The 13,198-nt window shown below is 63.1% G+C and carries 12 protein-coding genes and 2 pseudogenes; 9 read left to right on the top strand and 5 right to left on the bottom strand.

Annotated features, from left to right (window positions below; translation table 11 throughout):
• Window positions 1–58: 58 nt before the first annotated feature.
• Window positions 59–910, bottom strand: coding sequence for a posphoenolpyruvate synthetase regulatory kinase/phosphorylase PpsR (ppsR, locus tag OWR21_RS03385; protein ID WP_147218375.1), 852 nt, complete (start codon window positions 908–910; stop codon window positions 59–61).
• A gap of 230 nt (window positions 911–1,140) precedes the next feature.
• On the opposite strand from ppsR, the gene ppsA reads away from it, so the two are divergent.
• From ppsA to OWR21_RS03370, 3 genes and pseudogenes are all read left to right on the top strand, one after another.
• The gene (ppsA, locus tag OWR21_RS03380) at window positions 1,141–3,528 is read left to right on the top strand and encodes a phosphoenolpyruvate synthase (protein WP_027677456.1); all 2,388 of its coding nucleotides are present in this window, start codon (window positions 1,141–1,143) and stop codon (window positions 3,526–3,528) included.
• A 175-nt stretch (window positions 3,529–3,703) separates the two neighbouring features.
• A pseudogene (locus tag OWR21_RS03375) lies at window positions 3,704–4,128 on the top strand (NfeD family protein).
• A 49-nt stretch (window positions 4,129–4,177) separates the two neighbouring features.
• A complete protein-coding gene (locus OWR21_RS03370) occupies window positions 4,178–5,104 on the top strand; it encodes an SPFH domain-containing protein (RefSeq protein WP_102067135.1) in 927 nt (308 codons plus the stop codon).
• Between the two features lie 20 nt (window positions 5,105–5,124).
• Here the strand turns inward: OWR21_RS03370 and smpB are convergent.
• A pseudogene (gene smpB, locus OWR21_RS03365) lies at window positions 5,125–5,566 on the bottom strand (SsrA-binding protein SmpB).
• Window positions 5,567–5,691: 125 nt separating this feature from the next.
• Here smpB and OWR21_RS03360 point away from each other — a divergent pair.
• Window positions 5,692–6,129, top strand: coding sequence for a type II toxin-antitoxin system RatA family toxin (locus OWR21_RS03360; RefSeq protein WP_009238217.1), 438 nt, complete (start codon window positions 5,692–5,694; stop codon window positions 6,127–6,129).
• Window positions 6,116–6,481, top strand: coding sequence for an RnfH family protein (locus OWR21_RS03355; RefSeq protein ID WP_147218367.1), 366 nt, complete (start codon window positions 6,116–6,118; stop codon window positions 6,479–6,481). Before OWR21_RS03360 ends, OWR21_RS03355 begins: the two co-directional genes overlap by 14 nt.
• 9 nt (window positions 6,482–6,490) lie before the next feature.
• Here the strand turns inward: OWR21_RS03355 and OWR21_RS03350 are convergent, their stop codons facing one another.
• Together OWR21_RS03350 and OWR21_RS03345 are read right to left on the bottom strand one after the other, a co-directional pair.
• Entirely contained in the window at window positions 6,491–7,030 is a 540-nt protein-coding gene (locus tag OWR21_RS03350) for a DUF4124 domain-containing protein (RefSeq protein ID WP_147218365.1), read from the bottom strand.
• 153 nt (window positions 7,031–7,183) lie between these two features.
• The gene (locus OWR21_RS03345; protein WP_332394611.1) at window positions 7,184–8,128 is read right to left on the bottom strand and encodes a DMT family transporter; all 945 of its coding nucleotides are present in this window, start codon (window positions 8,126–8,128) and stop codon (window positions 7,184–7,186) included.
• Between the two features lie 154 nt (window positions 8,129–8,282).
• Here OWR21_RS03345 and guaB point away from each other — a divergent pair, with 154 nt between their 5' ends.
• The 4 genes from guaB to OWR21_RS03325 all read left to right on the top strand — a co-directional run bounded on the left by guaB (window position 8,283) and on the right by OWR21_RS03325 (window position 12,515).
• Complete coding sequence (gene guaB / locus OWR21_RS03340) at window positions 8,283–9,746, top strand: IMP dehydrogenase (RefSeq protein WP_102067139.1); 1,464 nt, start codon at window positions 8,283–8,285, stop codon at window positions 9,744–9,746.
• 123 nt (window positions 9,747–9,869) lie between these two features.
• On the top strand, window positions 9,870–10,448 hold the full coding sequence (locus OWR21_RS03335; protein WP_332394610.1) for a hypothetical protein: 579 nt from the start codon (window positions 9,870–9,872) through the stop codon (window positions 10,446–10,448).
• Window positions 10,423–12,042, top strand: a complete 1,620-nt coding sequence (gene guaA, locus OWR21_RS03330; protein WP_012761918.1) for a glutamine-hydrolyzing GMP synthase — start codon at window positions 10,423–10,425, stop codon at window positions 12,040–12,042. The genes OWR21_RS03335 and guaA overlap by 26 nt, the downstream gene beginning before the upstream one ends.
• Window positions 12,043–12,311: 269 nt before the next feature.
• Window positions 12,312–12,515 carry a cold-shock protein gene (locus OWR21_RS03325; protein ID WP_027677448.1) on the top strand — a complete coding sequence of 68 codons (204 nt, stop codon included), beginning with the start codon at window positions 12,312–12,314 and terminating at the stop codon, window positions 12,513–12,515.
• Window positions 12,516–12,586: 71 nt separating this feature from the next.
• Here the strand turns inward: OWR21_RS03325 and OWR21_RS03320 are convergent.
• On the bottom strand, window positions 12,587–13,198 hold a 612-nt coding region (locus tag OWR21_RS03320), incomplete at its 5' end, for a Vgb family protein (RefSeq protein ID WP_332394609.1).

Genomic DNA, 13,198 nt, shown 5'->3' with positions numbered 1-13,198 from the left:
AAAAGCAAAACGGCCGGTGCAATGCCGGCCGTTTTGCTTGTGCTTTGGCGTCCTACGCTCAGTAGTTGCCGTGCTCCATCTTGATGTCCTGCAGGATCGTCGTGGCAATTTCCTCGATCGACTTGTGCGTTGACGACAGCCACTTGATGCCCTCGCGCCGCATCATCGCTTCGGCCTCGTTGATCTCGTAGCGGCAATTTTCCAGCGCGGCGTATTTGCTGCCTGGGCGACGTTCATTGCGGATTTCCGACAGGCGCTGAGGGTCGATCGACAGCCCGAAAATCTTGCTCTTGTAGTCGTACAGCACGGTGGGGAGCTTGCCGCGCTCGAAATCATCCGGAATGAGCGGGTAGTTGGCCGATTTCACGCCATATTGCATCGCCAGGTACAGGCTGGTCGGCGTCTTGCCGCTGCGCGATACCCCCACCAAAATCACATCTGCCTCGGCCAGGTTCTTGTGTGACTGGCCGTCATCGTGGGCAAGTGAAAAATTGATCGCTTCGATGCGGTTTTTGTACGCCTCGGTGTCGGCGTTCTGGTGAAAACGCCCGATGGCATGCGTGGACTTGAGGTTCAGCTCCCTCTCGAGCGGCTCGATGAAGGTCTGGAACATGTCCAGGATGGTGGCCTTGGCCCGATGGACGATCTCGTTTGCCTCGGCATCCACCAACGTGGTGAAGACGATCGGCCTCACCCCTTCGACGTGAAACGCCTCGTTGATCTTGGCGACCGCAACATGCGCCTTGTCGATCGTGTCGACAAACGGAATCCGCACCTGGCGGAATTTCATCTCAAACTGCGCCAGGATCGAGTGGCTGAAGGTTTCTGCGGTGATCCCGGTGCCATCCGACACGATGAAAACGGTCCGGAAAGGTGTCCGGTTGGGAGATGCGGAGGCGAGGTCGGTCATCGAAAACGAGGGGTTTTTCCAGCACGCCGGCAGGAAATCGTGCTGCGGCACGGTAGAATAGCGGCGATCGTTTAGCTAAGCAATTCGGGCCAATCGCCTGTCGGGCGCTGCCGCAGCGGCAATCCTGGCATGGCTTCCGGATGATTTAGCCAAGCGATTCGTACGGCCAGACGACAAGAAGAAAGCCCCGTGCGGATCCGACCGGTTTTTCACTTAGTTTAGGGGCTTGTATGACTAACCTGTCGCAAGACGGCGCCTATGTGCTGCCGTTCGAGCAATTGCGGATGACCGATGTCGAGGTCGTCGGCGGTAAAAATGCTTCGTTGGGCGAGATGATCTCCCAGCTGGATGGCGCCGGCGTGCGCGTTCCGGGCGGTTTTGCCACCACGGCACTGGCGTTCCGCGATTTCCTTGCACACAACAACCTGACCGAGCGCATCTCGCAGCGTCTGGCCAGCCTCGACGTCGATGACGTCAAGGCGCTGGCTGTCGCCGGCAAGGAGATCCGCGAATGGGTCGCCACCGCGCCGTTCCAGCCGCGTCTGGAGCAGGAGATTCGCGAGTCGTATGCTCGCGTGTCCGCCCGCGAAGGCGCCGAGGCATCGTTCGCCGTGCGCTCCTCGGCCACGGCGGAAGACCTGCCGGACGCTTCGTTTGCCGGCCAGCAAGAGAGCTATCTCAACGTGCTCGGCATCGACGACGTGCTCGACAAGATCAAGCACGTGTTCGCCTCGCTGTACAACGACCGCGCGATTTCGTACCGAGTGCACAAGGGCTTCGCCCATGACGTGGTCGCCCTGTCGGCCGGTATCCAGCGCATGGTCCGCTCGGACTGCGGCGCCTCGGGCGTGATGTTCACCATCGACACCGAATCGGGCTTCCAGGATGTCGTTTTCATCACCTCCAGCTACGGCCTGGGCGAAACGGTGGTGCAGGGCGCCGTGAACCCGGACGAGTTCTACGTCTTCAAGCCGACGCTGGCCGCCGGCAAGTACCCGATCATCCGCCGCTCGATCGGCTCGAAGCTGATCAAGATGGAATTCACCGCGCCGGGCGAAGAAGGCCGCGTGAAGACCGTCGACGTGCCGGGCGAACTCCGCAACCGTTACTCCATCAACGATGCCGACGTGGCAGAGCTGGCGAAGTACGCCGTCATCATCGAAAAGCACTACGGCCGCCCGATGGACATCGAGTGGGGCAAGGACGGCAAGGACGGCAAGATCTACATCCTCCAGGCCCGCCCGGAGACGGTGAAGAGCCAGGCACACGGCAAGGTCGAGCAGCGTTTCCGCCTGAAGGGCTCGGCGCCGGTGCTGACCACCGGCCGCGCCATTGGCCAGAAGATCGGAACGGGCCCGGTGCGCGTGATCAACGATCCGGCTGAAATGGAACGTGTGCAGCCGGGTGACGTGCTGGTTGCCGACATGACCGACCCGAACTGGGAACCGGTGATGAAGCGCGCCTCGGCCATCGTCACGAACCGCGGCGGTCGTACCTGCCACGCGGCCATCATCGCACGTGAGCTGGGTGTGCCGGCGGTGGTCGGCTGCGGCGATGCGACCGACCTGCTGAAGGACGGCACGCTCGTGACGGTCTCGTGCGCCGAAGGCGACGAAGGCAAGATCTACGACGGTCTGCTGGAAACCGAAATCACGGAAGTCCAGCGCGGCGAAATGCCGACGATCAGCACCAAGATCATGATGAACGTCGGCAATCCGCAGCTGGCGTTCGATTTCTGCCAGATTCCGAACGGCGGCGTGGGCCTGGCCCGTCTGGAATTCATCATCAACAACAACATCGGCGTTCACCCGAAGGCGATTCTCGACTACCCGCAGGTCGACAGCGATCTGAAGAAGGCCGTGGAAAGCGTGGCCCGTGGCCATGCCAGCCCGCGCGCGTTCTACGTCGACAAGCTGGCCGAGGGCATCGCCACCATCGCGGCGGCGTTCTATCCGAAGCCCGTGATCGTGCGCCTGTCGGACTTCAAGTCCAACGAGTACAAGAAGCTGATCGGCGGTTCGCGCTACGAGCCGGACGAAGAAAACCCGATGCTGGGCTTCCGCGGCGCCTCGCGCTACATCGCCGAAGACTTTGCCGAAGCCTTCGAGATGGAGTGCCGTGCCATGAAGCGCGTGCGCGACGAGATGGGCCTGACCAACGTCGAAGTGATGGTGCCGTTCGTGCGTACGCTGGGCCAGGCCGAGAAGGTTGTCGAGCTGCTGGCCAAGTACGGCCTGAAGCGCGGCGAGAACGGCCTGCGTCTGATCATGATGTGCGAAGTGCCGTCCAACGCGATCCTGGCCGAACAGTTCCTGCAGTACTTCGACGGTTTCTCGATCGGTTCGAACGACCTGACGCAGCTCACGCTCGGTCTGGACCGCGACTCCGGCATGGAACTGCTGGCCAAGGACTTCGATGAGCGCGATCCGGCGGTCAAGTTCATGCTGCAGCGCGCCATCTCCACGGCGCTGTCGATGAACAAGTACGTCGGCATCTGCGGTCAGGGCCCGTCCGATCACCCGGATTTTGCCGAGTGGCTGGCGAAGGAAGGCATCTCGTCAATCTCGCTGAACCCGGATTCGGTGGTCGACACATGGCAGAAGCTCGGTTCGGCTTGAGCTTGAACTAGAGCGTTACAACGAATGTCGTAAGACAAGGCGCGTATCCTGACGGGTGCGCGCCAACAAGAACGCGAAGTGCCCGGCGGCGTCCAGTGCTGGCGGGGGCCGAGCGACATGCCCCCGCAGACGAACAGCGTCGCGGGGTTTTTTATGGGATTCAGGGAGAGGGAGTATGTCGGCTCAGACCGTCTGGTTTTCTCTGGCCGTGCTGCTCGTCATCGGCGAGCTGATGACGGGGACCTTCTATCTGCTGATGGTGGCGATTGGGCTGATTGCCGGCGGCCTTGCTGCGCTGATCGGCCTCGCATTTCCTGCGCAGGCCATCGTGGCCGCCATCGTGGCGGTGTTTGGCATCGTCGGGCTGCGGCGCACGCGCTACGGGCGGGCGACGCGCGAGAACGCCGCCCGTAATCGCAACGTCAATCTGGATATCGGCGAGACCCTGCGCGTCGACGCCTGGTCGCCGGAGCGCGCGCGCGCGTGCAGTATCGCGGCGCCGCCTGGGATGTCGAACTTGCACCGCACGCGCCCGCCACAGGTGGCGAGTTCCGGATCGTCGAAGTGCGCGGCAACGTGCTCGTCGTCGCGCCCAAATAACACGCACATCGCACTCAAAACAACCAACAAGCTCAACCACGGAGGTTCTATGTTCGAGCTGGGGACTCTCGCGATCATCGTCCTGTTTGCCGCCATCGTGCTCATCGCGCAAGGCATCAAGATCGTGCCGCAACAGCACGCCTGGATTCTGGAGCGGCTGGGCAAGTATCACGCGACGCTCTCGCCGGGGCTCAACATCGTGCTGCCCTTTGTCGATCGCGTGGCCTACAAGCACGTGCTCAAGGAAATCCCGCTCGACGTGCCGAGCCAGATTTGCATCACCAAGGACAACACGCAACTGCAGGTGGACGGCATCCTGTATTTCCAGGTGACCGACCCGATGCGGGCATCGTATGGCTCCAGCAATTTCGTGATCGCCATCACGCAGCTCGCGCAGACGACGCTGCGCTCGGTGGTCGGCAAGCTGGAACTGGACAAGACGTTTGAAGAGCGTGACTTCATCAACCACAGCGTCGTCAATGCGCTGGATGAGGCGGCATCGAACTGGGGCGTGAAGGTGCTGCGTTACGAGATCAAGGATCTAACCCCGCCGAAGGAAATCCTGCATGCCATGCAGGCGCAGATTACGGCCGAGCGCGAAAAGCGTGCGCTCATCGCCGCATCGGAGGGTAAACGTCAGGAGCAGATCAACCTGGCATCTGGTGCGCGCGAGGCTGCCATCCAGAAATCCGAAGGTGAAAAGCAGGCTGCCATCAACAAGGCGCAGGGTGAGGCGGCGGCGATTCTGGCGGTGGCCGAAGCCAACGCACAGGCGATCCAGAAGATCGGTCAGGCCATTCGCACCGAGGGTGGTGTCGATGCCGTTAACCTGAAAGTGGCGGAAGAGTATGTGAGCGCGTTCGGCAACCTGGCCAAGCAGGGCAACACGCTCATCGTGCCGGGCAACATGGGCGACCTGAGCACGATGATTGCGTCAGCGTTGACGATTGTGAAGCAGCAGCGGCCGAGCGCGTAAAGGTCGGCAAGCGCGAGGGCTCAGGCCTTCTCGCGCATGAGGCGCGCTTTTTCGCGCTGCCAGTCGCGGTCCTTTTCGGTTTCGCGCTTGTCGAAGAGCTTGCCCTTCGCCAAGCCGATTTCGCATTTCACGCGGCCGCGCGTGTAGTGCAGGTTGAGCGGCACGAGCGTAGCCGCGCTGCTCCACCTTGCCGATGAGCTTCCTGATCTCTTCGGCGTGCAGCAGCAGTTTGCGCGTGCGCACGGGGTCTGGATTGACATGCGTGGAGGCCGATTGCAGCGGGTTGATATGGGCCCCGATCAGGAACAGCTCGGCGTTACGAATGACGACGTAGCCTTCCTTGATCTGCGCACGGTTGGCTCGGATGGCTTTCACCTCCCAGCCCTCGAGAGCCATGCCTGCCTCGTAGCGCTCCTCGATGAAGTAATCGAAGAAGGCCTTCTTGTTGTCGGCGATGGTCATACGTTGGAATATGCGGTGCGCGCATTGGGGTGATGATCCCTGCATGCGCTGCGATAAAATGGCGAGTTTAACAAATCCGCCGCAATCCCAACCGGGGCGCGGCGCGCAAAGCTTTCGGATGACGCATGGCAGACGTTGAAAAAACCGTGTTGATTGGCTACTCGGCCGAACAGATGTTCGACCTGGTCACCGACGTCAAGGACTATCCGAACTTTCTGCCCTGGTGCGGCGGCGTGGAAATCTACGAGCAGACGGAAACGTCACTCGACGCGCGTGTCGATATCGCCTTCAAGGGCATCCATCAATTCTTTCGCACGCGCAACGTGCAAACGCGGCCCACCCGCATCGATATGACGTTCGCAGACGGGCCTTTCAAGTCGTTCACCGGTTTCTGGATCTTCACGCCGCTGCGCGCGGATGCCTGCAAGATCAATTTCCACCTGCATTACGAGTTTTCCAGTGTGATTCTGGAAAAGCTCATCGGCCCGGTGTTCAGCATGATCGCCAACACCTTCGTCGACTCATTCGTCAAACGCGCCGAGGCTGTGTATGGCGAGTCCTGAACCCAATTCCGTGATTGACGTGATGGTCTGCCTGGCGACGGTCACGCCGCCGCGGCTTGTCAACGTGCAAGTGCCGGCGCAGGCGACGGTGGCCGACGCCGTGCGGGCGTCCGGCTTGCTCAGCGGCGTGGATCTGACGATCGAGACCTGCCGGCTGGGTGTTTACGGCAAGCGCAAGACCCCCGATGCCGCATTGCATGCGCGTGACCGGGTGGAAATCCTGGGTCCGCTGATCGCCGATCCGAAGACCGCACGCCGGCGGCGTGTGCAGAAGGTGCGGGCCACGGGCACGCGCGAAGGGCTGAAGTGGCTGCGCAACGAGGCGCCGCCCAAAGACGACGTCCTCGAGTAAGTCTTAGTCTTAGCCGCAGTTCTGGTCCAGCACGGCCTGGTTGCGCTGAATGGCCTGGGCGCGCTGGTTGTCATCCATATACGAAAGCGACCCATCCGGCTGCGGCGTGGCATAGCGGCGACCGCCCTGGAGGTAGGCGGTGTCGGCGCGAAGGCGCTGGCATTCTGCCTGTTTGCGCTGGGCCTGCTCCGCCTGCTTGGCCTCGTCCTGTTCCTTCTTGGCGCGGTCGGCCATGCGCTTGCGCAATTCTTCGTCTGGGTTGGACGCGGCGACGCCGGAGGCCGGCTGGCGGGGTTTCGCGGCTGCGTTCGGGTCTGCCGCCTTGACGCCCGAGGCAGGTGCGGACAGCGCTTCATAGGCCGTGGCCGTGCGGCTGTTCGGGTTGCGGATGATGCGGCTGGGCGGCACCGACGGCGGCGGTGCAGCGTCGCTGTAGACCATGTGGCCCTTGTCGTCGCGCCATTGCCAGGCCCATTGCGCCTGGGCAACCGGGCAGGCAAGGGCGATCAGGGCCGCAGTGGCAGGCAACAGGACGTGCAGTCGTTTCATGGAGTTCTCGTTCGTGGACTGCCGACGGCGCGCTGGCCGACCCGACGACGGCCCCTCGACGCGCACGGGAGCCCGGTGGCGTGATCGCCACTCGCCAATCTACGCCGACGGCCTGGCTCGGCCTGTCGACTCGCCCCCGGCAAGGCGCCCAGTTTATGCAGACTTGTCGTTGGCATGCAAGCGCACCGACCAGCCGACGCCCAGGATCAGCAAGGCGATTGCGGCGATCTCAAGCGGGCGTGGCCAGCGGCTGTCGTACACAAAGCCATATGCCAGCGCAAACAGCGTCTCGAACACGATCATCTGGCCCGACAGCGTGAGCGGCAGCCGCCGCGAGGCGATGTTCCACAGGTTGTTGCCGATCAGCGACGCGCCGAGCGCCACGGCCGCATTGACCGCCCAGAACGTGCCCCAGATACGTCCGCCGGCGCTCATCCATGCTGTGCCGACCGTGAGCAGAGCCACCGTGATCAACGCTGCCGACAGAATGCCGCTCGAAATGCCATATAGGGCAGACCATTCGTTGCTGGAAAAATGCGGATTGCGCTGCAGGTAGCGGGCGTTGTCGACGGCGTACCACGTCCAGCTGCACAGCGCGCCGGCCGCACAGACGATGCCGGCAATGCGCTGCCAGATCGGCCGGACATTGGCCGCCGCGGCCGTGGCCTGATGTCCAAACAGGTCGACATTGATGCAGACAATGCCGGCAGCTACCACGAGAAGCGGCCAGATCAGCCGGGAAAGCGGCACAGCGCCGTGGTCGCGCCGCCCCAGAACCGTGACGGTGATGGGCAAGATGCCGATGATCAGCGAGGTGGGCGCGACTCCGGCCAGTTGCACGGCGAAGGCCAGAAGTACGTAATAGACAAGGTTGCCGCTGCAGGATTGCCGGACGAGCGCCAGGCAATCGGCGCGCGTTATCTTGCGGGCAATGCGGGGGAGGATCGGGCCGGCCGCAATGGCGGCGATGAGGCCGTAGGCGAGGTACCGGCCGAGGGTCAGTTCCCACGGTGAAAAGGCGGGCAGCGCGCGGGGCGCAATAAAGACCATGCCCCACTTCGCCCCGGCCAGCAGGGCGCACAATACGCCAATTCCCATTCGAACACTCGCGAGGCTGATTCGGCGCGGCCGCTGGCGGCGCAGGGCGCTGGAGGTGCGTGCGCGAAGAAAAATTTATCGAGCATAGCACGGGTCTCTACAACCGTGGGGCGAATTCCCGTATAATCCGATTTTGCGCCTAGAGGAAATTGCTATGCGTCTTGTCCAGAAAGCACTCACGTTCGATGATGTGCTGCTCGTCCCGGCCTACTCGGCCGTCCTGCCCCGCGATACGTCCCTTCGCACCAAGCTCACCCGTTCGATCGAACTCGCCATTCCGCTCGTCTCCGCCGCCATGGATACGGTCACGGAAGCGCGGCTCGCCATCGCCATGGCGCAGCAAGGTGGCATCGGTATCGTCCACAAGAACCTGAAGCCGGAAGAACAGGCGCGCGAAGTCGCCAAGGTCAAGCGCTTTGAATCGGGCGTGCTGCGTGACCCGATCACCATCGGTCCGGACATGAAGATCCGCGACGTGATGGCGCTGTCGGCCCAGCACGGCATTTCGGGCTTCCCGGTGCTGGAAGGCAAGAAGGTTGTGGGCATCATCACCAACCGCGATCTGCGTTTCGAAGAGGAACTGGACGCCCCGGTGCGCGCCAAGATGACGCCGAGCGAGAAGCTCGTCACCGTCAAGGAAGGCGCCTCGCTGGAAGAGGCCAAGCGCCTGATGAACAAGCACCGCCTGGAGCGTGTGCTGGTGGTGGGCGAGGCTTTCGAGCTGCGCGGCCTGATCACCGTCAAGGACATCCAGAAGGCCACCGAATACCCGCTGGCGTCGAAGGACGAGCGCGGTTCGCTGCGCGTGGGTGCGGCGGTGGGCGTGGGCCCGGATAACGATCTGCGTATCGACTTGCTGGTCAAGGCCGGCGTGGACGTGATCGTGGTGGACACCGCGCACGGTCACAGCCAGGGCGTGCTGAGCCGCGTGCGCTGGATCAAGGACAACTACCCGCAAGTGCAGGTGATTGGCGGCAACATCGCCACGGGCGACGCGGCCAAGGCCCTGGTCGACCACGGTGCGGATGGCGTCAAGGTCGGTATCGGCCCGGGCTCGATCTGCACGACGCGGATCGTTGCTGGCGTGGGCGTGCCGCAAATCTTTGCCGTGTCCAATGTGGCCGAGGCACTGAAGGGCACCGGCGTTCCCCTGATCGCCGACGGCGGTATCCGCTACTCGGGCGACGTCGCCAAGGCGCTGGCTGCCGGCGCACACACCGTGATGATGGGCGGCATGTTTGCCGGTACGGACGAATCGCCGGGTGAGGTGTTCCTGTTCCAGGGTCGCTCGTACAAGAGCTACCGCGGCATGGGCTCGGTGGGCGCGATGAAGGACGGCGCTGCCGACCGTTACTTCCAGGAAGACAACACCGCCAACGTCGACAAGCTGGTGCCCGAAGGTATCGAGGGCCGGGTGCCTTACAAGGGCTCCGCATTGCCGATCGTGCATCAACTCACTGGCGGCGTTCGCTCGTCGATGGGCTACTGCGGTTGCGCCTCGATTGCCGAATGGCACGAGAAGGCGCAGTTTGTCGAGATCACCGCTGCCGGCATGAACGAATCGCACGTGCACGACGTGCAGATCACGAAGGAAGCGCCGAACTATCACCGCGACTGATCGCTTGTCGATCTTCGCAAACAAGATAGAAGGCAAGCAGTACTGCCGCCGGGGTGCGCGGGCGCTCCGGCTGAATCAACCGGCGGCCGAAGCACGGGCGGCCGCCCGCAACTGGAGACGATGATGAAAGCGCTTTTGCGACTCGTTCTGTTTCTGGATGCGGCTGTCGCACTGTGCGTCGGTCTCGTCCTGCTGGCTTCACCGATGACGTCCATCTTCGGCGCGCTGCAATTGCCGCAGCCGGAGCCTGCGATGTACGGTCAGCTGCTCGGCGTCACGCTGATTGGCGTGGCTTGGCTGCTGTGGCACGCCACCGTCAACGGTCAACTGACGACCGCCGTGGCGCAGGTGGTCGGTCATGTGAACCTGGCGGTCGCCGTGCTGGTGATCGCCTGGTTGCTGTTCTTCCACCTGCCGGTGGACGGCGCAGGCCGCATCTGGCTGCCGACGTTTGCCGCGGTGCTCGCGGCGTTTTCCGCAGTGCAGATTCCCGCCTCGCGCCGTGTGCGCACCCATGAGCGCGTGCGCGCGCAGAAGGCCCGTGAAGATGCCGCGGCCGCGCGCGAACGCGAACGCGCAGAAAAGGCGCAACGCAAAGAACCTGGCTACATGCCGCCTCCGGGCTACGGCCCCGGCACTGAAGTCGACACGATTGCCGATTCCATTCCTCCACAACATGCACGACAAAGTCCTCATTCTTGATTTCGGCTCGCAGGTCACGCAACTGATTGCGCGGCGCGTGCGTGAAGCACACGTCTATTGCGAGATCCATCCGAACGACGTGTCCGACGCCTTCGTGCGCGAGTTCGCGCCCAAGGCGATCATCCTGTCCGGCAGCCACGCCAGCACCTACGAAGACCATCAGCTGCGCGCTCCGCAGGCCGTGTGGGACCTGGGCGTGCCGGTGCTGGGCATCTGCTACGGCATGCAGACCATGGCCGTGCAGCTGGGCGGCAAGGTGGAGTGGAGCGACCACCGCGAATTCGGTTACGCCGAAGTGCGCGCGCATGGCCACACCCGCCTGCTCAAGGACATCCAGGATTTCGCTACGCCGGAAGGTCACGGCATGCTCAAGGTGTGGATGAGCCACGGCGACAAGGTGGCCGAGCTGCCCCCGGGCTTCAAGCTGCTGGCCTCGACGCCAAGCTGCCCCATCGCCGGCATGGCCGACGAGGCGCGTGGCTACTACGCCGTGCAGTTCCACCCGGAAGTCACGCACACCGTGCAGGGCCGCGCGATGCTCGAGCGCTTCGTGCTGGAGATCGCCGGTGCCAAGCCAGACTGGATCATGCGCGACCACATCGAGGAAGCCGTCAAGCGCATCCGCGAGCAGGTGGGCGATGAGGAGGTGATCCTTGGCCTGTCGGGCGGCGTCGATTCGTCGGTGGCGGCGGCGCTCATTCACCGCGCGATCGGTGACCAGCTGACCTGCGTGTTCGTCGACCACGGCCTGCTGCGCCTGGACGAAGGCAAGATGGTGATGGACATGTTCGCCGGCCGCCTGCACGCCAAGGTCGTGCACGTGGACGCGTCTGAGCAGTTCCTCGGCCATCTGGCCGGTGTGACGGACCCTGAAGCCAAGCGCAAGATCATCGGCCGCGAGTTCGTTGAGGTGTTCCAGGCCGAAGCCAAGAAACTCAGCAACGCCAAGTGGCTGGCGCAGGGCACGATCTACCCGGACGTGGTGGAATCGGGCGGCACCAAGACCAAGAAGGCAACGACGATCAAGAGCCACCACAACGTGGGCGGCCTGCCGGAAACGCTCGGCCTGAAGTTGCTCGAACCGCTGCGCGACCTGTTCAAGGATGAAGTGCGCGAGCTGGGCGTGGCGCTGGGCCTGCCGCACGAAATGGTCTATCGCCATCCGTTCCCGGGGCCGGGCCTGGGCGTGCGTATTCTGGGCGAGGTCAAGCGCGAATATGCAGACCTGCTGCGCCGTGCCGACGCCATTTTCATCGAAGAGCTGCGCGGTACCAAGGCCACGGCGCAGGACGCTGCCGCTGGCCTCTGCGGCGAAGGCGATGTGGGCAAGAGCTGGTACGACCTGACCAGCCAGGCGTTTGCGGTGTTCCTGCCGATCAAGTCCGTCGGCGTGATGGGTGATGGCCGCACGTATGACTACGTGACGGCGCTGCGTGCCGTGCAGACCACCGACTTCATGACCGCACATTGGGCGCATCTGCCGTACACGCTGCTGGGCCGCGTGTCGAACCGCATCATCAATGAAGTGCGTGGTTTGAGCCGCGTCGTGTACGACGTGTCGGGCAAGCCGCCTGCGACGATTGAGTGGGAGTGAGGTTTTCTCCCCAAGTGGAAAGAAGCCCGCATGACGCGGGCTTTTTCTGTCCAGCATCTGCGCCGGGACGGCCGACGGCGGCGCGCTATGTAATATTTGTTGACACATCCACGGAACACCTGTAGAACCAATCCCCGCAGGATCTTCAAGCAGTTACTCCGATGTTCTGGGTCGTCACGCCACGCGGTACTTCCTTTGCTCCATGTTTCTTCCTTGATTGTCGTGCCTGGTGAGCACAGGCTCATACAGAACTTTTTAGGATATCCAACATGGAAACCGGCACAGTAAAGTGGTTCAACGACTCCAAGGGCTTCGGCTTCATCACCCCGGACGCAGGCGGCAACGATCTCTTCGCTCACTTCTCTGAAGTTCAGGGCAGCGGGTTCAAGTCCCTCCAAGAGGGCCAGAAGGTTCGCTACGTTGCAGGCGTTGGCCAGAAGGGCCCGGCTGCCACGAAGATCGAAGCGATCTGATCGGTCGTTCATCTGCCAAGAAAACCCCGCATCGCGGGGTTTTTCGGCTAAACGCATGCGCCACGGCTCGCCTATGCCGCCTGCTTGCGGGGCCGCCGTACCGCGCGAATCTTCCCCGTGGTGCCGCCGCCGCAAAAGAACTGATCGGCACCGTTCGATTCCAGCCCCGACACAGTGATGCCGGCCGGCATATCAAGCTGCTCCAGCACTTCACCGGTTTGCGGATCAATGTGGCGCAGCTCGCTCGTATCGCCTTCCCACGTCGCGTGCCAGAGTTCTCCGTCGACCCAGGTGACGCCGGTCACGAAGCGGTTGGATTCGATGGTGCGCAGCACCTTGCCGGTGTCCGGATCGATCTGGCGAATCTTGCGCTCGCGGTAATGACCGACCCACAGCGTGCCTTCGGCCCAGGCGAGGCCTGAGTCTCCGCCCGCACCGGGCGCTGGAATCGTGGCGAGCACGGTGCCGGTTTGCGGGTCGATCTTCTGAATGCGGTCTTCGGCAATCTGGAACAGGTGGCGCCCGTCGAACGCGGTACCGGCATGAGCGGGCACGTCGATGGAGCGCTGCGTCTGGCCGCTCTCGGGGTCGAGTTCCTTTAACTGGCCGCCGGCAGCAAACCAGACGTGCTGACCGTCGTAGGTCACGCCGCCTACGTTTTCAGCGCCGGGGAAGGGGCCGTA

It is taken from the genome of Ralstonia sp. 1B3 (genome assembly GCF_036631435.1).
Note: the sequence above shows the minus strand (reverse complement) of the source record. Positions and strands in the feature narration are given on the sequence as shown.